This window comes from Nonomuraea sp. NPDC050663, assembly GCF_044456985.1.
Lineage (GTDB): Bacteria > Actinomycetota > Actinomycetes > Streptosporangiales > Streptosporangiaceae > Nonomuraea.
In genome coordinates this window covers 542,627-564,671 of the sequence record NZ_JBITGL010000003.1, presented here as the reverse complement: position 1 = coordinate 564,671, position 22,045 = coordinate 542,627, and the positions used below count along the sequence as shown (strand labels likewise).

Sequence of the window (22,045 nt, the reverse complement as noted above, 5' to 3'; positions counted from 1 at the left end):
CTCTGCGCGTCACGGCGCCGGCGGGGGGACCGCGCGGCGACGGCGACCATGGAGACCGCGGTGACGGCGACGGCGTAAACCGCGCCCGCAAGGGCTGCGAACTGGGCAATGACGACCATGGAGCACCTCCGGATCGGGCGCCCGCCTTTCCGGGCGGGGCGCATTGGTGGTACCGATCCAGCCGATTCGGTCGGTTTCCGGCATTCTTCGGAGACCTGGTGCATGCTCGTCCTAGGCACGCTGCCTCGACTCGGGGAGTTTTTCGGATTTGGTTCGGTCCGGATCCGGAGTCTGAAGGAGTGGCATGGGTGGACGGTCACATACTCGGCCCTGCGGCGCAGGCCTTCGTCGACGCGCTTCGCGACCTGTACGAGCACGCGGGCAAGCCGACCTACGCGGTGTTGATCAAGAGGGGCGGAGAGCTCAACCTGACGTCGACCTCGCTGAGTGACTGGCGAAACGGCACGAGCGTCCCCTCGGCGCGCAAGCGGCCGGCCCTGCGGTTCCTGGTGACCTATCTGGCGGGCAAGGCCCGCGCAAGAGATCGCGACTATCGCCCGCTCTCCGAAGGACAGTTCGAGCTGTTGCGCGCCGAGGCCTGGCGCGAGCGCCACCCTGACCGGGGTGGTCGCCGGTCCCGGTCTGCTCCCCCTCCCCGGCTCGCCACGCCGGATCAGGTGGGGCCGGGGCAGCAACCACCCGACGCCGCTCCAGAAGTCCGCCGACTCGGCGGCGCCGCGCCTGCTGTCCCGATGGTCTCACTTACGCCGCCTCAACCCCTTCACCTGCGAGAACAGGATCGACGCCTCCGGGGCCGCGAGGAACTGGTGGAGCGTCTGGTCTCCCGATTGATCAACCCGGGTGACGACACCTCATCGCGGGTGGTCCTGCTGTTCGGGCCCGGCGGGTACGGCAAGACGTCGATCGCCCAGGAGATCGCCCACGAGGTCGGCCTCCAGGCCGCCGAGCGGAAGATCGACGTCGACCTGTGGTGGGTGAACGCGACCAACCTCCTCCACCTGGAGACCAGCCTGGAGGAGGTGGCCCGCAGAATCGTGTCGGTGGAGGAGGCCCACGCGAACCTCACCGTGGCGGAGAAGTTGTGGCGCGGACTGGCGGGCCGGGCCAGGCCCTGGCTCCTGGTGGTGGACAACGCCGATCCGGCCCTGCTCTCAGTCGGCGCCGACGACCTGCCCGCCGGCACGGGATGGATCCGGCCGCTGCGGGCAGGAAGCCGCGGGCTGATCGTGCTGACCAGTCGTGACGAGAGACCCGATGCCTGGGGAACCTGGTGGGATCGTCAGGAGATCGGCAGGCTCGAGCCTGGGGACGCGGCCGACGTGTTGCTGGACTACGTCGCCGATCGGGCGGGCACCCGTGCCGAGGCGCAATCACTGGCCGCCCGGCTCGGCCATCTGCCTCTGGCCTTGAGGCTGGCGGGCAAGCACCTGGCGCGGGCGGCCGGAAGCCGCTATCCCGATCCCCGGATCCCTGCCACGTTCGCGGAGTACGCCAGAGCTCTCGACGACGACAAGGTTCACCATCTACAGGACGACGAGACCAGGCAGGATCTGGAGGGTGTCCTGCGGCTGTCCTTGGAGCTGCTTCAACGTCGCGGGATCGTCCATGCCCGGCCTCTCATAAGGCTGCTGTCGTGCCTGGCCGACGCGCCGATCCCCGATCAGCTGCTGCTGCAACCCGCCGCGCTCGCCGGGTCGGAGCTCTTCGCGGGCCTCGACACCACGACGCTGAGCCTGACGATGGAGGCGCTGGCCGATGTCGGCCTGATCGATCTGCATGAACCAGGCACATCGGCCGACCCCGGCTGGGACGGCGCGGTCATCGAGCGGCCTGGCCTGGCTGTCATGCACCCCCTGGTCCACTACGCCAGCCGTCACTTCGACAATGATGTCCCCGGCTCGGCTGTCGCCTACATCGTTCTGGCGAGCACCCTCGTGCACTCGGCCGCCGAGGACTGCGGAAGCCCTGAGGACATCCGGGCGTGGGCACGCCTCCACTTCCTCGCACCGCATTGCACCTACCTGCTACCTGCTCTCACCGGCAACCGCGAGCCGTCGCTTCCCGTGGAGGTTCGCGAGCAGGCGGCCTCGGCCGCCTTCGCGGCGGCGGCCTATCTGCAGAGCCGGGGCATGTACGAGCAGGCCGAAGCAGCCTTTCGTGTCGTCCTGGAGGTGCGCAGGCGGCTGCCGGACAATCGGGCCGCCATCGTCGAAGTCGAAGGCTGGCTGGCCTGCACACTGAGGGATCAGGCGCACAGAGTCCTCGAGAACCCGGAGTCCCGTCGTGTTCAGCTGGAGGAAGCCGAACGCCGCTTCCGCGCGTTCTGCGCAGCACGGGAACAGCTTCTTGAGCAGGTAGACACCACCGGGGTGCTCGGCCGTCTGGCTCATGGCGGCTGGCGGACCCCGCAGGGGCTCGCTCTCCTCGACCTCGGCTGGGAGGACGCTGCCGCCCGTCCGCTACGCGACGTGCTTGACGCGCACCAGCAGCTCGCGATCACACTCGCGTACCAGGACAGCGAGTCGGAAGAGGCCAAGCAGATCTACCAGGCGGTCTACGAGGCGCAGCGGCGGCTTCTGGGCGACGACCACCCCGACACTCTGGGTGCTCGAACCGGCCTGGCCGCCCGCCTCTATTTTTCGGGCGCCACGGATGAAGCGCTGCGGGAGTTCCAGGCGATCTATCAGTCCGAGCGGCAGATACCGCACCTAGGCCCCGAGCACCCCGACACCCTCGTCTCCCTCGGCTGGATCGTCAGCCCGCTGGAGGAACTGGGCCGATGGGACGAAGCCGAGTCCGCGGCCCGGGAGGTCTACGAGGGATTCCTCCGGATCTTCGGCAAGCGACACCACGAGACGAACCACCGCCGCAGGCAGCTCGGAAGCATGTTGCTACGGCGTGGCCGGCTCCTCATCGAGGAGGCGGCCCGCCAATCAGTGGAGGGAGACACCGACATGCCAGATCCAGCCCATGACTCACCGGAGCTCGCCCCGCTCGACCAGGCGCTCGCCTGTTTCGCTGAGGCGCTCGAGCTCATCGATCCGGACGACGAGCCCGGTCTCTACGGAGTCATCCTGCATGACGTCGCCGAGGTGCACAGGGCAAAGGGCGAGCGCGACAACACGATTGCCCGCTTCCGTGACGCCATCGCGTACAAGCAACGCGCCAACAATCCGGCCGATCTGTGCACCACAAGGATTACTCTCGGCGACTTCCTCATCGACTCCGGCGAGCTGACGGAAGCGCGCCTCATCCTGGACGAGACCAGAGAACTGCTGGTGAAGATCGCGGACCTCGCCGAGCGGGGACGACGCTCCCACAGCCTCGGCAGACGGTACGAGCGCCTGGCCAAGCGCGGCCATGACGAGGCCTTCCACCAGTCGCTCACGAGCTATCAGGAGGCGCTCGATTGGATCGATCCAGGCCTCGAGCCCGACTTCTACGGAGTGATCCTGCACGACATCGCCGACGTGCACGCGGCTCAGGGAGAGAACGAACAGGCGATGGCGCGTTACCGGGAGGCAATAGAGCACAAGCTCCGCGACGGCGATATCGGCAGCCAGACGACGACCCTGCTTGCATTCGGCGAATTCCTGATCGACAAGGGCGATCCGGCAGAGGCCCGCCGCATCCTGGACCAGGCCAAACGACTTCTGGCAGAGGCCAGAGGCATGGGTGGGCTGGCGGTACACCTCTTCGAGCTGGGGCAGGCCTTCCAACGACTGGGAAGGACGGGTCACGAGGGCGCCCACGCGGAGGCCATCGTCGCCTTCCAGGACGCCGCCAAGCTGATCGACCCCGTAAGGGATCCCGGTTCCCACGCGACGGTCCTGAAGCACATCGGAGACGTTCAGCAGGCAGAAGGCCATCTCGCCGACGCACTGGGGTCCTACCAGGAGGCGGTTGCGCAGATGCGGCGGCGCAAAGGAGCCGAACGGAGCCTTGTGTCGCTGCTGCTCGACCTGGGTCGGCTCTCCCGCCGCCTGGGCGAGCAGGAGAGGACGGCGAACGGACTGGAGTCGGACCAAAGGTTCGAGACGGTGGAGACCGACGGCGGATCGTAGCGGCTCCCTGACCGGCTGTGGACCTGCTCCGAGGCAGGTCCACAGCCGGTGGACCGTCAGGGGAAGGACGTGACCGTGGCCGGGACCGTCTCCACCCCCTGCGCGGGACCACCGGTGTTGTTGATGACGTGGTTGTACCTGCCCTTGCCGCCGAGGGAGACGGCCAGCAGGCTGTGGAAGCGCACGCCCGGCTTGACGGGCACCTCGAAGCCGCGGTCCACCTCGATGGTGGGGTCGCTGGTGAACACGCAGTAGCTGCCCATGCCCCAGCCCTCGTGGGTGTTGACCGAGTCGGCCACCTTGTAGGCGGCCCAGCCCTTGGTGCTGCCGTTCATGTAGGCGGCCTGGCTGGGCGGGTCGTAGGGCAGCTCGTTCTGGAAGAAGATGGTCCTGCCGCGCTCGCCGAACCACTCGACGTTGTACTTCTTGTAGTGCTCGACGAACAGCCCGGTGGCCAGCACGTCGTCGCCGTGGACCCGCAGGCCGTAGTCGGCGGGGTTGACGTCCCAGCCCACGCCTTCGCCGTGGTCGGCGCGCCAGATCCAGGTGTGGTCGATGACGGTGTCGTCGGCGTGGACGGCGACGCTGACCGTGGCCTTGCCGGCGAACTGGCCGCCGATGCGGACGAAGACGTCCTGCAGGGTGATCGGGTTGGCCGAGTGGTCGGTGTGCGCGCCGGGACGGCCCACCTCCAGCAGCACCGGCGAGTTGACCAGCCCGGCGTCGATGAGGAATCCGGCCAGCTTGACGCCGTCGACGTCGGCGACCCGCATGGCGACGACGCCGTTGCGCGGCACCAGCGTGGCCAGGCCCAGCCCGAGCACGATCGTGTCGGCCCGGTTGATCTCGACGGTCTGGTCGAGCTGGTAGATGCCGGGGGTGAACAGCAGGTGCAGGCCCTGGGCGAGCGCCTGGTTGAGGGTGGCGGCCGTGACGCCCGGCTTGGCCACGTAGAAGCGGCTGAGCGGGACGGACGTGCCGGGCGTCGGGCCGTCGGCCCACGAGACGCCGCGGGCGTTGACCCGCTTGCCCGGCACGAACACCGCGTAGTCCTGGCCGTCGAGGTAGAGGTAGGGCTTCTCGCGGCTGACGGGCGTGGTGTCGAGCGTGGTGTAGCGCGGCTCGGGGAAGCTCGTGGCCGGAGCGCCCTGGACGCCGGAGAAGGTCATGTTCCACACGCTGTTGGACCAGCCGCCGATGGCGCTGTCGCGGGTGTACCACTGCTGCTGGGAGTAGGAGCCGACCTGGCCGTCGATCTTGCTGTCGGCGATGTAGCCGCCGGAGGCCCAGCCGTACCCGCTCGGGGCCAGGTTGAGCGCGCCGCGGATGTGCATGCGGCGGAACGGCGCGGCCTGGGCCACCGCCCACCGGTTGGTCCCGTCGTACGGTTCCACGGCCAGGTTCTCCGTCGCCCGCCAGAAGTTCTGCGTGGCGTTGCCGTTGAACCAGCCCGCGTCGACGCTGACGCCCTTGACGGTGACGTCGTCGGGGTTGCGGCCCAGGCCGTGCACGGAGGTGTAGAAGCCGGTGTTGACGTTGACGTCGTAGCGGCCCGGCTTGAACATCAGCGCGTGGCGTCCGAGCCCGAACTGGGCGGCCTCCTGCTGGGTGAAGATCTGGTCGATCTGCGACTGGATGGTGGAGGCGGGCATCGACGGGTCGAAGACCTTGACGTTCGGCCCGAGGTCGCCGCCTCCCGGCAGCTGGGTGCCGCCGTCGTCGGTGTTCACGGTCAGCTCCCACAGCGAGTAGCCGTAGCCGGTGCCCCTGGCGGTGCCGTGCACGCGCACGTAGCGGCCGGATCCGGCGACGTCGTAGGAGGCCGTGCCGCCGGTCGCGCCGGTGACGGCGCGCAGCGTCGTCCAGGAGGTGCCGTCGGGCGAGGCCTGGATGGTGAAGTCCTTGCCGTAGGCGGCCTCCCACCGCAGGCCCACGCGGCAGACGGTCTTGGACGAGCCGAGGTCGACCTGGATCCACTGGGGGTCGCTGAAGGCGCTGGACCAGCGGGTTCCCGCGTTGCCGTCCACGGCCATCGCCGCGGTGAAGGCGCCGCCCTCGGTCGAGGAGGCGGTGGCGGGGCGGTTGAGTGCGGCGTTGGTGGTGGAGCAGGCGACGGCGTGCGCCGCGGGGGTGGAGACGGCGTAGGCGGACAGGAGGGCCAAGAGGGCGAGGATCGGTCGTTTCATCGGTAGACCCCAAACTCCCAGAGCGAGTAGCCGTAGGTGGTGGCTCGCTGGGTGAGGGAGAGACGGACGTAGCGGACAGATGCGGTGAGATCGAAGCTGTCGAATCCGCCATCGCCGTTGGTGACGGTCTTCAGGTCGCTCCAGGTGCTGCCGTCGGCGGAACCCTGGAGCTTGTAGGCGCGGGCGTGGGCCGACTCCCAGCCGAGCTGCACGTGCTTGATCGGGGTGACGGCGCCCAGGTCGACCTGGATCCACTGGGAGTCGGACCACTCGCTGGCCCAGCGGGTGGTGAAGCTGCCGTCGGTGGCGCGGTCGGGGTTGAAGGGGCCGCCGTCGCCGGTGGCCTGGTAGCTGGAGGCGGTGGTGGGCTTGCCGCGGGCGACGTCGGTCCCGTCGACCGTGGGCGGGACGACGCGGAAGGAACGCTGCTCGATGCCGACGTTGCCGTGGCCGTCGAAGGCGTAGACGTAGACCTTCCAGACGCCGAGCTGCTCGGGGGCGGTGACGGTGAGCCGGTTGGCGGACGTCCGGGTGAAGCGGGCGTGACGGAAGCCGCGGTTGGCGGTGATGTGCTTGTCGCTGAGCATCACGTGGTAGCGGATCAGGTCGCCGTCGGGGTCGGTGGTCTGGGTGTCGACGGTGAAGGTGCCGCCGGCCGGGACCGCGGTCTGCGAGCCGACCGTCATCGAGGAGATGCGCGGCGGGGTGTTGCCGGTGGGCTGACCGGTGTAGGCCTGCTTGAGTGCGTGGAAGCCGTGCCTGCGCCAGCCGCCGGGGGTGATGTTGAGCCAGACGCCGCCGAAGTCGTTCTCCAGGCCGTAGTGGAACATCGTCGCGCCGAGCGCCACCCCGGTGTGGCCGGCGATGGCGTTCCAGCTGGCCGTGTACATCTGGCCCTTCTGCAGGTCGGTCGGCTCGTCGGGGATGCCGTTGACGTCGTTGGGCACCTCCCACTCGCCGTCGGGCCCCGCCTCGGTGACGATGTACGGCTTGCCGTACCCTCCGGCGATCCAGTCGTTCCTGACCGTGTGGACGGCGCCGTAGGAGTTGACCGCGAGCAGGTCGAGCGCGGGCGAGTGGGCCTTGTAGTAGCTCCAGGCGTGGGTGTAGGCGTCGGTCGAGGTGACCGGGTGGTTGGGGTCGGCGGCGTGGACGGCGACCGCGACCTCGTTGACGAACTGGGCGTAGGCGACGCGGCGCCGCTCCACCTCGTCGGCGGGCAGGCCGTGGTCCTGCATGGTGAGGATGACCTCGTTGCCGACGTCCCACATGAGCACGCCCTGGTGGTTCTTGAGCGCGTTGACGCGGGCGACGATCTCGCTCTTCACGGCGTTCTTGTAGGCGGTGTCGCCCGCGTAGTCGGCGCCCTGGTTGAGCCAGTGGCCGATGATGACCTTGATGCCGTTGCGGGCGGCGGCGTCAAGCAGGGAGGGCGTATTGACGTCGTCGACGCCCCAGGTGCGGATGGTGTTGACGCCCATCGCCTTCAGGTCGCGCATGTAGCCGTCGGCGGCGGACTGCGGCGGGCCGTAGGTCAGGCCCTTGATCAGGTACGGCTGGCCGTTGACCGACAGTTGCCAGTTGCCGTTGCCGCCGGTCACCCGCACGACGCTCGGCCCGGCGGGAACCGGTCCGTCGGTCATCGGGGCGGGGGTGCTTCCGGTCTGCTTGGACACGCTCACCCAGTCGGCGTTCAGCACGCCGCCCGAGGTGGTCTCGGGAGAGGGGGTGGTGACGCCCGCGATGGCGTTGGGCAGCGATCCGCCGATGGCCAGGTCGAGGCGCAGGTAGAAGCCGTGGTGCACGGCGGCCCTCCAGGCGGCGACGCCGACCTGGCTCTGCCGTACGACCCAGGTCTGCCTGCCGTCGAGGTAGAAGCGGATCTCCTCGTCGGTCCTGGTGCGGTCGATGACCTGCGAGAACTCGTGGTATCCGGCCGAGCAGGAGCCGCACGTCGCGAAGCCGCTGGTGCGGCCGTTGTACTCGTTGCAGACGCCGTCGGGCGCGGTGCCGCAGTGCAGGGTGTTGGAGAACTCGTCGGCGCCGTTGACGGCGGTCATGATGTCGGTCTCGCCGACGCCGGGCCAGTTGGTGTAGTTGCCGCGGTAGGCGGCGCCGGTGGCGCGGAAGCCCGGCCAGTAGCCCAGGCCGTTGGCGACGGCGGGCAGCTTGAGCCGGGCGCTGAAGCGGACCATCTCGCCGGGCTGCGCCTGGAAGTCGGTGCGCTGGGTCTCGATGCGTCCCGAGGTCCAGGTGCCGGCGCCGTCCCTGATGGCCTTGATGGCCAGGGAGCCGTTGCCGTCGAGGCTGACGTTGGCGGTGGAGTCGCTCATCGTCTCGACCTCGCCGGTGCCCCAGTTGGCGGCGCCGCCGGGGTAGGAGGTGCCGGTGCGCTTGATCCAGTTGGCGGTGCTCGGCGTGGTGCCGGCCGGTCCCGTGAAGTCGTCGCGCCAGACCTCGGTCCAGTCGCCGGGCTCCTGCGGGCTGTCGCCGGTGTTGACCTGCAGTTCCCAGAGCGAGTAGCCGTGGCCGGTGCCGCGCGCGGAGCCGAGGACCCTGATGTGACGAGCGGTTCCTGTCACGTCGTGGGTGTCGGTGCCGCCGTCGCCGCCGGTCACGGTCTTGAGGTCGGTCCAGCTCGTCCCGTCGGGTGAGCCCTGGAGCTTGTAGGCGCTGCCGTAGGCGGCCTCCCAGGTCAGGGTGACGCGGCAGACGCTCTGGCTGGAGCCGAGGTCGACCTGGATCCACTGCGGGTCTGAGGCCGCGCTCGACCAGCGGGTGCCGGCGTTGCCGTCGACGGCCGCGCCGGCCGGGTAGGCGGCGCTCTCGGTGGAGGAGGCGGTGGCGGTCCTGCCCTGGGCGGCGTTGGCGGTGCCGCATCCGGACGGCTGGCCGCCAGCCTCGCCGTACACGCGCATCTCCCACAGGGAGTAGCCGTAGCCGGTGCCGCGCTGGGTGCCGAGCATGCGGACGTGGCGGAAGCCGCCGGTGACCGTGTGGGTGTCGGTGCCGCCGTCGCCGTCGGTGACGGTCTTCAGGTCGCTCCAGGTCGTCCCGTCGGCGGAACCCTGCAGCTTGTAGCCGCGGCCGTAGGCGGCCTCCCAGACGAGCTCGACCCTGGTCAGCGCGGCGGGGGCGCCGAGGTCGACCTGGATCCACTGGGCGTCGCTGAAGGTGCTGGACCAGCGCGTGCCGGCATTGCCGTCCACGGCCATGGCCGCGGCGGTGTCGCCACCCTCGGCTGAGGAGGCGGTGGCGGCCTTGCCCTGCGACAGCAGGGTCTCGGCCACCGCGGCCGCGGGTGCGGCCAGGGCCGGGCCGAGTCCGGCCAGGCACGCCACCAGGGCGACGACCAGGCCGAGCCGGAACCGGCCGGGATGTCGGGCGGGAAACACGTTGACTCTCCTCGATAGTGGCCGGTGCTACAGGAGGAGAGCGCTCTCCGTGCCGAGAGACTGCATCGTGCGGAGAAGCCCGTCAAGGCCCAAATGTTTGTCCGGCCGAAACGTGCAGGTAACGCGGGCGTGGCATCGCGCACGGTCTTGACAAGGCGCGGTGAAGGCGTTCACTCTCGATGGAGAGCGCTCTCCTAACCGCCCCCCAGAGGAGAGACCCATGCCCTTCTTCCGAAGAAATCCCGTGCTCTCGTTAACCGCCGCCATCGCCTCCGCGGTGGCGGCCACCAGCCTGGCCGCGGTCCTGCCCGCCGCGGCCGACACCGTCCTGTCCCTGGGCAGGCCGGCCTCGGCGTCGTCGTCGGAAGGCGGCTCGCACGCCGCCGGAGCCGCCTTCGACGGCGACCCGGGCACCCGCTGGTCGAGCGCCTGGGCCGATCCGCAGTGGGTCCAGGTCGACCTGGGCGCGGGCGCGACCCTCAGCAAGGTCGTGCTGACCTGGGAGGGCGCCTACGGCCGCGACTACAAGATCCAGTCGTCGGCCGACGGCGCCTCGTGGACCGACCTCAAGACCGTGACCAGCGGCGACGGCGGCACCGACACGTGGAACGTCACCGGCAGCGGCCGGTACGTCCGCATGTACGGCACCGCACGCGGCACCGGCTACGGCTACTCCCTATGGGAGTTCGAGGTGCACGGCACCGGAGGCACCGGCTCCACGCCCCGACCGAAGCCGACCTACACCGACGAGGTCACCCACCACGAGTTCCAGGCCAACTGCTCGCTCACCGCCAACCGGCCCGACGACCCCATCGTCTACCCCGGGCTGCCCGGCGCCTCCCACATGCACACCTTCGTCGGCAACACCACCACCAACGCCCACAGCACCACCGGGACCCTGCTCGGCGGCGGCACCTCCTGCACCAACCACCACGACAAGTCCGCCTACTGGTTCCCCAGCTTCTACAAGGGCAACCAGCTCATCGAGCCCGTCGGGCCCCAGGTGATCTACTACAAGTCCGGCATCCTGGAGTACTGGCGAGTGCAGCCCTTCCCGCAAGGCCTGCGCTACGTGGCCGGCAGCCCGACCTCCACGCTGGCGCAGTTCCGCGACCACCCGGGCGCGGTCGAGGGCTTCGAGTGCGGCGACCTGTCCAAGAGCTGGGACATCCCCGCGTACTGCGTGCCGGGAAGCCAGGTCAACGTGCGCTTCCAGGCGCCCAGCTGCTGGGACGGCGTCAACCTCGACAGCGCCGACCACAAGAGCCACATGGCCTACCCGTCCGGCGGCTACTGCCCGTCGAGCCACCCGGTCGCCGTGCCGATGCTGGAATTCAAGATCGCCTTCCCGGCCAGCGGTGACCTGTCACAGGCCCGCCTGTCGAGCGGGCGCGGCTACACCTGGCACTACGACTTCTTCAACGCCTGGGACGACCCGCGCATCCTCGACGCGCTGGTCACCCACTGCATCAACGGCGGGCTGCAGTGCAACCCGCGCGGCTACGACCTGTACAAGCCGCACCGCGGCGCGGCCCTGACCGAGGACTTCGAGCTGCCTTGATGTCCTCCGCAGGGACACCGGCGCCGCCCGCCCGTCCCGGACGCCGGGGCGGGCGGGCGGTCACCGTGGCCGCGCCGCTCGTGCTGCTCGGGCTCGCGGCGACGCTGGTGGGCGGGTGCCTGGCCCGCTCGGAGCCCCCGGTACGGCACGCGCACCACACCGCCGTCGACACCTCCCCTGCCGTTGCGCAGCCGCTCCCCAGCGGGCGGCTCAACCCCACCGACCTCGCCTGGCTGCAGCTCATGATCCCCATGGACGAGCGGGTCATCCCCCTCCTCGACCTGGGCGCCGCCCAAGCCCACGCGCCTGCCGTACGGCAACTGGCCCGGCGACTGCGCGACGCCCACCACGCCGAGCTGGACCGCCTTCGCCGGACCCTGGCCGCCACCGGCCTGCCCGCCACCAACCCGCACGCCGGCCACGACATGCCCGGCATGGTCACCGCCCCCGAACTCCGGCGCCTGCGCGCCACGACGGGTCCCGCCTTCGACACGCTCTTCACCCGCCACCTCGACGCCCACCTGCGCCAGTCGCTGTCCGTGACCCGCTCCGAGCAGCTCTCCGGCCACGACCCCGACGTCAAGGCCCTGGCCGCGGCCGTCGAACGAGCCCGCACCACCCAGCTCGCCGCACTCCCGCCGGTAGAGCGCTCTCCCGCCTGAAAGGACACCCGTGGACGACCTCGACCGCCTCGTCGACAAGCTGGACCTGGAAGCCAAGGCCCGGCTGGCCACCGGGGCGACCGTGTGGCGCACCGCCGCCGAGCCCGCCATCGGCCTGGAGCCCATGGCGACCTCCGACGGGCCCGCGGGCGTACGCGGCGAGGGCTGGGACGAGCGCCGCACCTCGCTGTCGCTGCCCTCCGCCACGGCCCTCGCCGCCACCTGGGACGAGAGCCTGGCCAGATCCATGGGCGAACTGCTGGCCGACGAGGCCAGGCGCAAGGGGGTGCACGTCGTCCTCGCCCCTACCCTCAACCTGCACCGGTCCCCGCTCGGCGGACGGCACTTCGAGTGCTACTCGGAGGACCCGCTGCTCACCGGCCGCATCGGCGCGGCCATGATCGTCGGCATCCAGTCGCGCGGGGTCGCGGCCACCGCCAAGCACTACGTGGCCAACGACTCCGAGACCGACCGGCTCACCCTGGAGGCCCGCGTCGACGAGCGCACCCTGCGCGAGGTCTACCTGGCCCCCTTCGAGGCGGCCGTGCGGGCCGGGGTGTGGGTGGTGATGTCGGCGTACAACGGGGTCAACGGGCCCACCATGTCCGAGAACCCGCTGCTGGCCGAGCCGCTGAAGGGCGAGTGGGGATTCGACGGGGTAGTGGTGTCGGACTGGGGAGCCGTACGCTCCACGGTCGCGTCGGCCCGCGCCGCCCAGGACCTGGCCATGCCGGGGCCCGGCTCGCCGTGGGGGGCGGCGCTGGTGGCGGCGGTGCGCGCGGGCGAGGTGCCGGAGTCGGCGATCGACGACAAGGTACGGCGGCTGCTGCGGCTGGCGGCGCGCGTGGGCGCCCTCCCGGCGACGACCGCGACGACCGGGAGGGCCGCAACAACCGCGACGACCGCGACGGCTCCGGCGCCTCCGACGGCGTCATCGCGGGATCGCGCTCTCCTGCGGCGCGTGGTCGCCGCGTCCACCGTCCTCCTGCGCAACGAGGGCGGCCTGCTCCCCCTCGACCCCAGCACCCTGACCCGGATCGCCGTCATCGGCCCGAACGCCGCCCGCCCCCGCATCCAGGGCGGCGGCAGCGCGGGCGTCTACCCAGAAGCGCCCGTCACCCCGCTCGACGGCCTGCGCACGGCGCTGTACGGCAGAGCCGAGATCCACCACGCCACCGGCGTCCACCTCGACGGCCCGCCCGCTCCGCTCGACATCGCCACCGCCCGCAACCCCCGCACCGGCGAGCCCGGCCTCCTGGTGCGGCTCCTCGACGCGGCAGGGGCCGAGATCCACGCCGAGCACCGCCTCAGCGGCCGCCTCCCCGAGCCGGGCGGCCCCATCGACGACGCGGCCGCGGTCGAGATCAGCGCGCTGCTGCCCGGTGCGGAGGGCTCCTGGGACGTGGCCGCCGCCGGCTGGGGCCGCCTGCACCTCACCGTGGACGGCCGCACCGTGATCGACGAGACGGTCCCCCGGCACACCGACGACCCGGCGACCGTCCACCTGGCACCGCCGTACCGCACGCTTCGCCTCGACCTGGTCCCGGCCGACCTCGCCCCGGCCGACCTGACCCCGGCCGACCTCGCCACCAACTCCGCCGCCGACCCCACTATCGATCGCCACGCCGACCACATGGCCGATCGCCCCGCCGCCCCCGCGGCCGACCCCGCGCGACGGCGGCACGTCGAGGTTGTCCTCCGTCGCGAGCTCGTGCCCGGTGGCGGCCGGGCGTGTGTTCTGGCCGCCGCGCCCGCTCCGCTGGACGCCGCCGCGGCGATGGCCGCCGCCGTCGAGGTCGCGCGGGCGAGCGACGTGGCCGTCGTGGTGGTGGGCACCACCGAGCAGGCCGAGGGCGAGGGCGTCGACCGCGAGAGCCTGGCGCTGCCCGGCGCCCAGGACGCCCTGGTGAGCGCGGTCGCGGCGGTGAACCCGGCGACGATCGTGGTGGTGAACTCGGGCGGTCCCGTGGCGATGCCCTGGCGCGAGGAGGTGGCCGCCGTGCTGGTCGGCTGGCTCCCCGGCGAGGAGGGCGGCAACGGCCTGGCGGACGTGCTGCTCGGGCGGTCCGAGCCGGGCGGGCGGCTGCCCACGACCTGGGCGGACCGCGCGCTCACCTCGACCACGCCGCGCGACGGCGTGCTCGATTACGCGGAAGGCCCGCACATCGGCTACCGCGGCTGGCTCAGGGAGCAGGAACCTCCGGCCTACTGGTTCGGCCACGGGCTCGGTTACACGAGCTGGGCCTACGAGGAGTTGTGGGCGCCGGAGAGGGTGGTGCCCGATCGGCCGGTGCGCGTGCACGTGCGGGTGCGCAACACGGGGCCGAGGCCGGGCCGGGAGGTGGTGCAGGTCTACCTGTCCAGGCCGCACGACGGTGACCGGTGGCTGGCGGGCTTCGCGGCCGTCACGGCGGAGCCGGGCGAGCGGGCCGAGGTCGTGGTGGAGCTGCCGGCGCGGGCGTTCCAGCATTGGGCGGGCGCCTGGTGCACGGCCGAGGGCGAGGTGCGGGTGCGGGCGGGCCGGTCGGCGGCGGACCTGCCGCTGGAGGCGCTGATGACCGTGTCGTACGGCTAGCGGCAATAACGGTCTCATACACCGAGGAGAGCGCTCTCCCTTCAGCGTGTTATAAAAAGCGGGTGAAACAAGGGGCCTCTCCCACACTCGAGGACGTCGCGCGCGTCGCCGGTGTCTCCCGCGCGACCGTCTCTCGCGTGATCAACGGGATCCGCAACGTCGATCCCGCGATCCAGGAGACCGTTCGCCAGGCCATCGCCACGACCGGCTACGTCCCCAACCGGGCCGCCCGCTCGCTGGTCACCCGGCGCACGGGCGCGGTGGCCCTGGTGTTGTCGGGAGCGGGCGACGACTCGGCGCCGAGCCCGATCCTGACCGACCCGTTCTTCGGCCGCGTCGTCAGCGGGATCATCAGCTTCCTGCGCCCGCGCGGCATCCATCCGGTGCTGATGTTCGCCGAGAGCGACGCCAGCCGTGCGGAGGTGGTGTCCTACCTGCGGCAGGGCGACGCCGACGGCGCGTTGCTGGTCTCCACGCACGCCGCCGACCCGCTGCCCGCGCAGCTGGTGGAGGCGGGAGTGCCCGCGGTGCTGTTCGCCAGGCCGGCGCGCCCGGTGCCGATCAGCTATGTCGACGTCGACCACAGGGCGGGCGCCGCCCTGGCCGCAGATCGCCTGGTCGAGCTGGGCAGGCGGCGGGTCGCGACCATCTGCGGCCCGCTCGACGTGCCTGCGGCGCAGGCGCGGCTGGCCGGGTTCCAGGACGCGATGGCCAGGCACGGGCACGCGTTCGTCCCGCACAGCGAGGGCGGCTTCACCTACGACAGCGGCGAGCAGGCCATGGAGCGCCTGCTGGACGAGCGCCCCGATCTCGACGGGGTGTTCGTCGCCAACGACCTGATGGCTCAGGGTGCGCTGCACGCCCTGCGCCATCACGGCCGGTCGGTGCCCGGCGACGTGGCGGTGATCGGCTTCGACGACAGCAGCGCCGCCACGGCCTGCCGCCCGCTCCTGACGACGATCAGGCATCCGGTCGAGGACATGGCGGCCGAGATGGGGCGGCTGCTGCTGGAGCACGTGCACGAGCCAGGGCGGGCGCCGACGTCGGTGATCTTCGAGCCCGCCCTGATCATGCGCGCGTCGGCGTGACGGTTCAGGGGTTCAGCAGCCGATCCTCACCTCGTGTTCCCAGGCGGCGCGGGGCTGGAGGTGCAGGCGCCAGTAGTGCTCGGCGATGTCGTCAGGGTCGAACGCGGTCCCGGGGGCGACCACGCCGCCGACTGTGATGCTCGCCGCGTGCACCCCCGCCGGGCCGTACTCCTCGTGCAGGGCGGTCACGAGCGTGCGGATCCCCGCCTTGCCGAGCGAGAGGCTGAGGTAGGCGGCCTTCGGCTCCGGCATGCCGCCGGTGACCAGGAAGCTGCCGCGCCCCCGCCCGGCCATGGCGGGCAGCAGCCGCGCGGCCGTGACGATCGCGCCGCCGACGTTGACCGCCCACCTGCCGAGGTGGTCGTCGAGTGTCAGGTCGGCGGGCCGGTCGGGGCGGATCACCGCCGCGTTGTAGACGACCGCGTCGGGCACGCCGTGCTCGGCCGCGATCGTGTCGAGCGCCGCGGTCAGGGCCTTCTCGTCGCCCGCGTCGGCGGTGGCGGTCAGCGCGCCGGGCACGGCCGACCTCAGGGTCTCCTGGCTGCGCGCGACGAGCGCCACGGGCAGGCCTTCGCGGGCGAACCGGCGCGCCACCGCCTGCCCGATCCCGGGGCCCGCACCGATGATGACTACTCCGGACATAAGCGACTCCTCCTTCGTGTTGCCACGGAGGCTAGGGCGTCACATCCATGTGAAGGTCAACTGGAGGAACCCGTGCGCATCGGCGACCTGTCCGAGCGGTCCGGCGTGAGCCGGCGGCTGCTGCGCTACTACGAGGAGCAGGGCCTGCTCACGCCGGTACGGCAGGCGAACGGCTACCGCGACTACGCCGAGTCCGACGTGGTGGCGGTGCGGCACATCCGCCTGCTCCTGGAGGCCGGGCTGCCGACGGTGGCGATCGGCAGGCTGCTGCACTGCGTGCACGACGACGGCGGCCGGGCGGTGCCCACGCCCTGCCCCGGCCTGGTGGAGCAGCTCACGCGCGAACGCGGCAGGATCGCCGCGACCATCGCCGAACTGCAGGCCTCCCAGCGCGCCCTGGACGGGCTGCTGGCGAGCGCCTTGAACTCGTTCGCCCGAGCAGGGTGATTCCGTTAGGGTGTGCCCGTGCCCAAAGCGGACAGGGTGCGCCGTCGCTGAGAGCGGCGGCGGCGCATAACACCAGGCTTCGTCGTCGCTCCTGAGCCCATGGCCAGGAGCGCCCTTGCGGCGCTCGGACTCCCCTGTTCCGGAGCGCTTCCTTGTTCGTCTTGTCTTCCGGTCAGCGCCGGCGTGTCCTGCTCGCCGTCCTGATCTCCCATGTCGTCTTCCCGCTCGCGATCACCGGTGCGACGGCCGTCGTCCCCGCCGTGACCGCCGCGCTGCCCGGCTCTGACGCCCTCGGCCCGTGGCTCGCCCTGGCCTACAACGGCCTGTTCGCCGCGGCGCTGCTGCTGGCGGGCGCCATCGCCGACCGCACCTCACGCACCCGCTTCTTCGCCGCGGGCAACCTCCTGGTCGCCGTCACCGGGGTGGCGTCGGCGTTCGCGCCGGACCTGCCGTCGCTGGTGGCGTTGCGCACGGTGGGCGGGATCGGCGCCGCCATGTGCGCGGCGGGCGGTTCCGCGATGATCCTGGCCGTCTACCCGCCGGAGGAACGCCGCCAGGTGTTCGGCTACACCGGCGCCGTGCTCGGCACCAGCCTGGCCCTCGGGCCGGTCGTCGCCCAGGGGCTCATGGCCGTCGGCGGCTGGTCCCTGGTCTTCGTCGTGCCCGGGGTCGTCGCCGCCCTGGCGGCCGTGGGCACGCTCGGCCTGCCCGGCCTGCGCAGTCCCGGACCGCTGGGACGGTTCGACCTGGCGGGCGCGGTGTTGTTCGGCGTGGTCGTGGCCGCGCTGGTCACAGCGCTCGGGATCGGGCTCGGTCCCGGCATCGGGTGGTGGGCGCCGGTCGGCCTCGTCGTGGTCGCCGCGGTCTGCGGCGTCGTCCTGGTCCGCGTGGAACGGCGCGCCGCCGAGCCGGCGATCCCCATGGACCTGCTGCGCATCCCCGCCTACCGCGCGTACGGCGTGGCGACGGGCGCGTTCATGGGCATCCTGGTCGTCGGACTGACCGTGTTGCCCCAGCTCGCCTCCGCGCGCGGCATGGGGCCGGGCCAGGCGGCGGTCATGCTCAGCCTGCTGACCGTGCCGTCGACGTTGCTGCCGCTGGTCGCGGCCAGGCTCGCGCGGCGCTGGGCCAGGCAGCTGGTGACGGTGGCGCTGTTCGCCTGCGCCGTCACGGCGGCCGTGCTCCAGTTCACCGATCACCCGGCCGCCCTGCTCGCCGCGGCGGCGGCGATCGGGTTCTGCCTGGGCCTGACCGAGGGCGTGCCCGACGGCCAGGCGCTGAAGCACGTGCCTTCGCACCGGGGCGGAGCCGGGGCGGCGCTGTTCAGCACGACCCGGATGAGCCTGGAGACCTTCACCCTGGCCGCCGCGACCGGCGTGATGACGGCGCTGGGTCCGGCGCCGGGTCTCGCGGTGGCCGGGGCGATGTGCCTGACGGCGGCCGTCATCGTCAGGCAGGCCGTCAGAGACTAGCCAGCAGGTGGCGGGCGGCTTCGACGAGGGCGGCGTTGCCCGGTGCCGGGCTGCCGTCGGGCAGGCGCAGGGTGTCTTCGAGGCCGATCCTGACCGGCATGCCGCGGGTGGCCGCCATGGCGAGGACGGCCCAGGCCGCGCCGTCCTCGCCGTGGAGCAGGATCGGTGCGTGCGAGCGCGCGACCAGCTGCTCGACCAGCTCGGCGGCGGCGTCGAGGGCGGTGACGGGGTCGGTGTCGGTGATCTCGGCCAGCACGCGCAGCACCCGGTCGGCGCGCGGCCAGGCCAGGAACCGCTCGACCGCGTCGGTGCCGGAGAAGATCCCGGCCTCGATGCCGACGCCCCGCTCCAGCAGCGTGTCGGCGAGTTCGGCGGCGCCGTCCTCGTGCCAGTTGACCGACGCGTGGTCGGGCAGCACGCTCCAGGCCCGCACGTGGCCGGCCCGGTCCGCGCCGGTCCACGCGCCGGTGGTCACGCCGACGGGGATGCCGGGTACGGCGGAGCGGACCGCCGTGACGGCGGCGGCGACGTGACCCGGCTCCATGGTGTCGGCTCCGCCGTGGTCCTTCGGGTGGAGGTGGATGTCCTCGGCTCCGGCCGCGACCGCCTCCTTCGCCGCCGCGGCCAGCTCGGCGGGCGTCAGGGGAAGGTGCTCGTGCTCGGCGCGGTCCCGCGCGCCGTTCAGGCAGACCTGCAACATGCCCGAGACCTTCCCAGAACCGGGCCGCCTCACCATTCGGCGGGCTGCGTCGTCGAAGAGCTGACCGTCTTTCCCACCGACCTTGGAGATCCACGATGACCGATTTCCAGCTCATCGCCGACCGCGTCGAGATCGAGGCGCTGCGCGGCGAGTTCACCGACGCCGCGACGATGGGCGACTTCGACCGCTTGGCAGCGCTTTTCACCCCGGACGGCGCGCTACGCATGCCCAACGTGCCGGTCGACCTCGTCGGCCACGAGCAGATGCGCGCCTGGCGGGAGCGGCGGGACGCGTTCGTCGAGCTTTTCGTGCAGCAGACCCATCCCGGCTCGATCCAGCTGGACGGCGACACCGCGACCGGCCGCGCCTACATGCAGGAGGTGATCAAGACACGCGACGGCCAGTGGCACCGCAACTTCGCCATCTACCACGACCGGTACGCGCGCACCGCCGGCGGCTGGCGCTTCACCGAGCGGGTCTACGAGGTCCGTCTTCTCGACGAGGATCGTCCAGGGAAGTGAGCTTGTCGGGATTGCTCACCACGTAGATGTCGCGCACGTGCTCCCCGTCGGCCTCCAGGTCGAGCACCATGACGGCGAGGGGGGTCCCGTCGGTGAACAGCACCACCGACGGGTCGCCGTTGACCTGGCGATAGTGCAGATCGACGGCGACCCGCGACCGTCCGGCGCTCGCCGCCAGCACGCGCGCCACCTTGTCCCTGCCGGATCCCGGGCGCGAGAGGGCTGGAGCATCCGGTGATCGCCGGGGCCGGGCATTTCCTGCAGGAGGATGCCGGGCCCGAGCTGGCCGCCGTGATCGGTGCGTTCATCGCGTCAGCGCGGTGAGGCCGGGTCCGGTGAGCTCGTCGGCGGCGACGGGCCTGCCAGACACGGCGAGCAGGAGCGCCAGGGCGGTGCCGCGCACCTCCTGGCCCTCCCCCGCGTCGAACGAGGTGTCGGTGGCGATCAGGCGCAGCCCGGCGGCGCGTTCCTTGCCGCCGCCCATGCCCACGCCGGTGGCGAGCTGGTGGCGCAGGGCCGCGGCGACGTGTTCGGCCGGGTAGGCCCTGTCCAGGCTGAGGGGGCGGCGGATGTCCTCGCCGTGCACGAACGCCTCGACGAGGCGGGTGGCCTTCGGCGCGGGCGCGCTGGTGGTGCGTCGCGAGACCGCCTCGAAGGCGGCGAGCGTCGCGCCGGGGTCGTCGCGCCGTTCGCGCGCCAGGCCGTCGCTGTTGTAGCGGTCGAAGTCGAACCGGGCGGCCGCCAGCCGGAGCACGAAGCCGGGCCAGGTGGTCTTGGCGTCGTCGACGAGGTGGGCGAGCACGTCGTGCACGTCCCAGCCCGGGCACAGCGACGGGGTGGCCCATCGCTCGGCGGGCAGGTGCTCGAGGTCGCTGATGAGTGCCGCGCGTTCGGTGTGGACGACGTCCCAGATCGTGTTCATACCTGAACTGTACTGTACAGTACAGCTATGACGCCAACGGGTAAGCGCGCCGAGCGCAGCCGCCAGGCCATCGTCGCCGCCGCGCGCGAGCTGTTCGTCTCGGAGGGCTTCGACGCCGGGATGGACCTCATCGCCTCGCGCGCGGGCGTGTCGAAGGTGACCGTCTACAACCACTTCGGCAGCAAGGAGGAGCTGTTCACCGAGGTCGTCGGCCAGGCCATGGGCGAGGCCCACACCACGATGGCCGAGCTGCGCGCCCGCCTCGCCGAGACCGCGGACGCGCGCGAGGCGCTGCTGCACCTGGCCCGCGCGCTGGTGGAGGCCGCCACCGACCCGTCGCGGCTGGCCCTGCGCAACCTCGTCACCGCCGAGCTGCGACGTTTCCCCGAGCTCGGCGAGGCCTACCTGACGCGCGGCCCCGCCCGGTCGGCGGCCGACCTGGGCGAGGCCCTCGGCGACCTGTGCGAGCGCGGCCGGCTGGAGATCGCCGACCGCGAGGTGGCCGTCGTGCAGTTCTTCTCGCTCACGATCTACCCGCACCTGATCGCCGGCACCATCGGCTCCGCCCTCCCCGGTGACCTCGCCGAGCGGCTGGTCACCGAGGGAGTCGAGCTCTTCCTCGCGAGGTACGGCGCCGTCAGCGGGCGTCGCAGTACACCTGCGTGACCAGGCTCGTGAGCAGCCGCTGGAAGTGCTGGGCCGCGCCGCGGGCCGGTGACTCGTCCACCCAGGTCACCGAGGCGGTCAGGGTCTTCTTCCCGTCGGGCGAGCTGTACATCAGCGCCCCGTAGCCGTGGGGCGGGCTGCCGTTGTGCTGGTAGACGGTGCCGCATCCCGGGCCGAGGTCCTGCACGAACAGGCCCAGGCCGTAGCCGAGCTTGCCGTACGGCTTGCGCATCTCGTCGAGCAGCGCGGCGGGCAGGAGCCTGCCGCCGTTCAGCGCGGAGATGAAGGTGGCCTGGTCCTTGGTGGTGGTGATCAGGTCGCCGGCGCCGGTCAGCAGGGAGAGGTTCTGGCGGGAGATGTCGACCACCTTGCCCTGGACGCGGTAATAGCCGTGGGCGTGCGGGCCGGGCAGCTGCGTGCGGTCACCCGGCACCATGGTGTCGCGCATGCCCAGCGGCCGCAGGATCCGGTCCCGCAGCTCGTCGGCGTAGGGCCGCCCGGTGACCTTCTCGATCAGCAGCTGGGCCAGCGTGTAGTTGGTGTTGGAGTACTCCTGCCCGGCTCCCGGCTCGAACCTCGGCGGCTTCGACAGCGCGAGCCGTACCAGCTCCTCCGGCGTGTAGCCGCGGAACCTCTCCGCCACCCAGGCGTCGCCCGAGGCGGTGATGCCGGGCATCCACGTGCCGTCGGGGCCCAGGTCGCCGGTGTAGTTGAACAGCCCGCTGGTGTGCTGCAGCAACATCCGCACGGTGATCCGCGGGTCGAGGCCGAACTCCGGCAGGTGGTCGCTCACCGGGGAGTCCAGGGCGAACCTGTTCTCGGCCACCAGCTGCAGCACCACGGTGGCGACGACGGTCTTGGTCACGCTGCCCGTCCAGAACGACCCGTTGGTCGGCGGCTTGGCGGAGGCGCCGAGCTTGCGCACGCCCGCGCTGCCGGTCCATTCGCCCTGCTCGTCACGGACCCGCAGCTGGATGCCGGTGAAGCCGGCGTCGATCCACTCCTGCAGGTTCTGTCGCAGCTCGGGGCGGTCGGCAGCCGCGGCGGGCGCCGTGACCGCGGTGGCCAGCAGGCCTGCCGCAAGGAAGGGGACCGTCATTCGCCGGAACGTCTTGGCCTTCAT

The 22,045-nt window shown here is 71.7% G+C and carries 16 protein-coding genes; 9 read left to right on the top strand and 7 right to left on the bottom strand.

The window, feature by feature from the left end:
• Positions 1-308: 308 nt before the first annotated feature.
• A complete protein-coding gene (locus ACIBH1_RS11565; RefSeq protein WP_397313615.1) occupies positions 309-4,085 on the top strand; it encodes an NB-ARC domain-containing protein in 3,777 nt (1,258 codons plus the stop codon).
• A gap of 56 nt (positions 4,086-4,141) precedes the next feature.
• On the opposite strand, the gene ACIBH1_RS11560 is transcribed toward ACIBH1_RS11565, so the two are convergent.
• A complete protein-coding gene (locus tag ACIBH1_RS11560) occupies positions 4,142-6,271 on the bottom strand; it encodes a discoidin domain-containing protein (RefSeq protein WP_397313614.1) in 2,130 nt (709 codons plus the stop codon).
• Positions 6,268-9,666 carry a discoidin domain-containing protein gene (locus ACIBH1_RS11555; protein ID WP_397313613.1) on the bottom strand — a complete coding sequence of 1,133 codons (3,399 nt, stop codon included), beginning with the start codon at positions 9,664-9,666 and terminating at the stop codon, positions 6,268-6,270. Before ACIBH1_RS11555 ends, ACIBH1_RS11560 begins: the two co-directional genes overlap by 4 nt.
• A 244-nt stretch (positions 9,667-9,910) precedes the next feature.
• Between ACIBH1_RS11555 and ACIBH1_RS11550 the strand changes: the two genes are divergently transcribed.
• The 4 genes from ACIBH1_RS11550 (at position 9,911) to ACIBH1_RS11535 (ending at position 15,552) form a co-directional block, all read left to right on the top strand.
• Positions 9,911-11,227 (top strand): DUF1996 domain-containing protein, encoded by a 1,317-nt coding sequence (locus tag ACIBH1_RS11550; protein ID WP_397313611.1) that lies wholly within the window; start codon positions 9,911-9,913, stop codon positions 11,225-11,227.
• Positions 11,227-11,889 carry a DUF305 domain-containing protein gene (locus tag ACIBH1_RS11545; RefSeq protein WP_397313610.1) on the top strand — a complete coding sequence of 221 codons (663 nt, stop codon included), beginning with the start codon at positions 11,227-11,229 and terminating at the stop codon, positions 11,887-11,889. The genes ACIBH1_RS11550 and ACIBH1_RS11545 overlap by 1 nt, the downstream gene beginning before the upstream one ends.
• Positions 11,890-11,899: 10 nt before the next feature.
• On the top strand, positions 11,900-14,464 hold the full coding sequence (locus tag ACIBH1_RS11540; RefSeq protein ID WP_397313609.1) for a glycoside hydrolase family 3 C-terminal domain-containing protein: 2,565 nt from the start codon (positions 11,900-11,902) through the stop codon (positions 14,462-14,464).
• A gap of 62 nt (positions 14,465-14,526) precedes the next feature.
• Positions 14,527-15,552 (top strand): LacI family DNA-binding transcriptional regulator, encoded by a 1,026-nt coding sequence (locus ACIBH1_RS11535; RefSeq protein ID WP_397313608.1) that lies wholly within the window; start codon positions 14,527-14,529, stop codon positions 15,550-15,552.
• Positions 15,553-15,564: 12 nt separating this feature from the next.
• On the opposite strand, the gene ACIBH1_RS11530 is transcribed toward ACIBH1_RS11535, so the two are convergent.
• Positions 15,565-16,194: an SDR family NAD(P)-dependent oxidoreductase gene (locus ACIBH1_RS11530; RefSeq protein ID WP_397313607.1), complete on the bottom strand. Its 630-nt coding sequence runs from the start codon at positions 16,192-16,194 to the stop codon at positions 15,565-15,567.
• A 72-nt stretch (positions 16,195-16,266) separates the two neighbouring features.
• On the opposite strand from ACIBH1_RS11530, the gene ACIBH1_RS11525 reads away from it, so the two are divergent.
• Together ACIBH1_RS11525 and ACIBH1_RS11520 are read left to right on the top strand one after the other, a co-directional pair.
• The gene (locus ACIBH1_RS11525; protein WP_397313606.1) at positions 16,267-16,641 is read left to right on the top strand and encodes a MerR family transcriptional regulator; all 375 of its coding nucleotides are present in this window, start codon (positions 16,267-16,269) and stop codon (positions 16,639-16,641) included.
• Positions 16,642-16,802: 161 nt separating this feature from the next.
• Positions 16,803-18,113 (top strand): MFS transporter, encoded by a 1,311-nt coding sequence (locus ACIBH1_RS11520; protein ID WP_397313605.1) that lies wholly within the window; start codon positions 16,803-16,805, stop codon positions 18,111-18,113.
• On the opposite strand, the gene ACIBH1_RS11515 is transcribed toward ACIBH1_RS11520, so the two are convergent.
• Positions 18,103-18,813: a 3-keto-5-aminohexanoate cleavage protein gene (locus tag ACIBH1_RS11515; RefSeq protein ID WP_397313604.1), complete on the bottom strand. Its 711-nt coding sequence runs from the start codon at positions 18,811-18,813 to the stop codon at positions 18,103-18,105. The genes ACIBH1_RS11520 and ACIBH1_RS11515 overlap by 11 nt on opposite strands.
• A 95-nt stretch (positions 18,814-18,908) precedes the next feature.
• Here ACIBH1_RS11515 and ACIBH1_RS11510 point away from each other — a divergent pair, with 95 nt between their 5' ends.
• Positions 18,909-19,334: a nuclear transport factor 2 family protein gene (locus ACIBH1_RS11510; protein ID WP_397313603.1), complete on the top strand. Its 426-nt coding sequence runs from the start codon at positions 18,909-18,911 to the stop codon at positions 19,332-19,334.
• Here ACIBH1_RS11510 and ACIBH1_RS11505 read toward each other — a convergent pair.
• Together ACIBH1_RS11505 and ACIBH1_RS11500 are read right to left on the bottom strand one after the other, a co-directional pair.
• Positions 19,279-19,515, bottom strand: a complete 237-nt coding sequence (locus tag ACIBH1_RS11505; RefSeq protein WP_397313602.1) for a hypothetical protein — start codon at positions 19,513-19,515, stop codon at positions 19,279-19,281. The two genes, ACIBH1_RS11510 and ACIBH1_RS11505, sit on opposite strands and share 56 nt — an antisense overlap.
• A gap of 123 nt (positions 19,516-19,638) precedes the next feature.
• Positions 19,639-20,256 (bottom strand): maleylpyruvate isomerase family mycothiol-dependent enzyme, encoded by a 618-nt coding sequence (locus ACIBH1_RS11500; RefSeq protein ID WP_397313601.1) that lies wholly within the window; start codon positions 20,254-20,256, stop codon positions 19,639-19,641.
• 27 nt (positions 20,257-20,283) lie between these two features.
• Here ACIBH1_RS11500 and ACIBH1_RS11495 point away from each other — a divergent pair, with 27 nt between their 5' ends.
• The gene (locus ACIBH1_RS11495; protein WP_397313600.1) at positions 20,284-20,922 is read left to right on the top strand and encodes a TetR/AcrR family transcriptional regulator; all 639 of its coding nucleotides are present in this window, start codon (positions 20,284-20,286) and stop codon (positions 20,920-20,922) included.
• On the opposite strand, the gene ACIBH1_RS11490 is transcribed toward ACIBH1_RS11495, so the two are convergent.
• Complete coding sequence (locus ACIBH1_RS11490; RefSeq protein ID WP_397313599.1) at positions 20,894-22,021, bottom strand: serine hydrolase domain-containing protein; 1,128 nt, start codon at positions 22,019-22,021, stop codon at positions 20,894-20,896. The genes ACIBH1_RS11495 and ACIBH1_RS11490 overlap by 29 nt on opposite strands.
• Positions 22,022-22,045: the final 24 nt, after the last annotated feature.

Excerpts from the sequence above, each read along its gene's own strand:
- ACIBH1_RS11490 (WP_397313599.1), bottom strand. The coding sequence starts at position 22,021 with ATGACGGTCCCCTTCCTTGCGGCAGGCCTGCTGGCCACCGCGGTCACG.
- ACIBH1_RS11500 (WP_397313601.1), bottom strand. The coding sequence starts at position 20,256 with ATGAACACGATCTGGGACGTCGTCCACACCGAACGCGCGGCACTCATC.
- ACIBH1_RS11515 (WP_397313604.1), bottom strand. The coding sequence starts at position 18,813 with ATGTTGCAGGTCTGCCTGAACGGCGCGCGGGACCGCGCCGAGCACGAG.
- ACIBH1_RS11510 (WP_397313603.1), top strand. The coding sequence starts at position 18,909 with ATGACCGATTTCCAGCTCATCGCCGACCGCGTCGAGATCGAGGCGCTG.
- ACIBH1_RS11530 (WP_397313607.1), bottom strand. The coding sequence starts at position 16,194 with ATGTCCGGAGTAGTCATCATCGGTGCGGGCCCCGGGATCGGGCAGGCG.
- ACIBH1_RS11560 (WP_397313614.1), bottom strand. The coding sequence starts at position 6,271 with ATGAAACGACCGATCCTCGCCCTCTTGGCCCTCCTGTCCGCCTACGCC.
- ACIBH1_RS11545 (WP_397313610.1), top strand. The coding sequence starts at position 11,227 with ATGTCCTCCGCAGGGACACCGGCGCCGCCCGCCCGTCCCGGACGCCGG.
- ACIBH1_RS11495 (WP_397313600.1), top strand. The coding sequence starts at position 20,284 with ATGACGCCAACGGGTAAGCGCGCCGAGCGCAGCCGCCAGGCCATCGTC.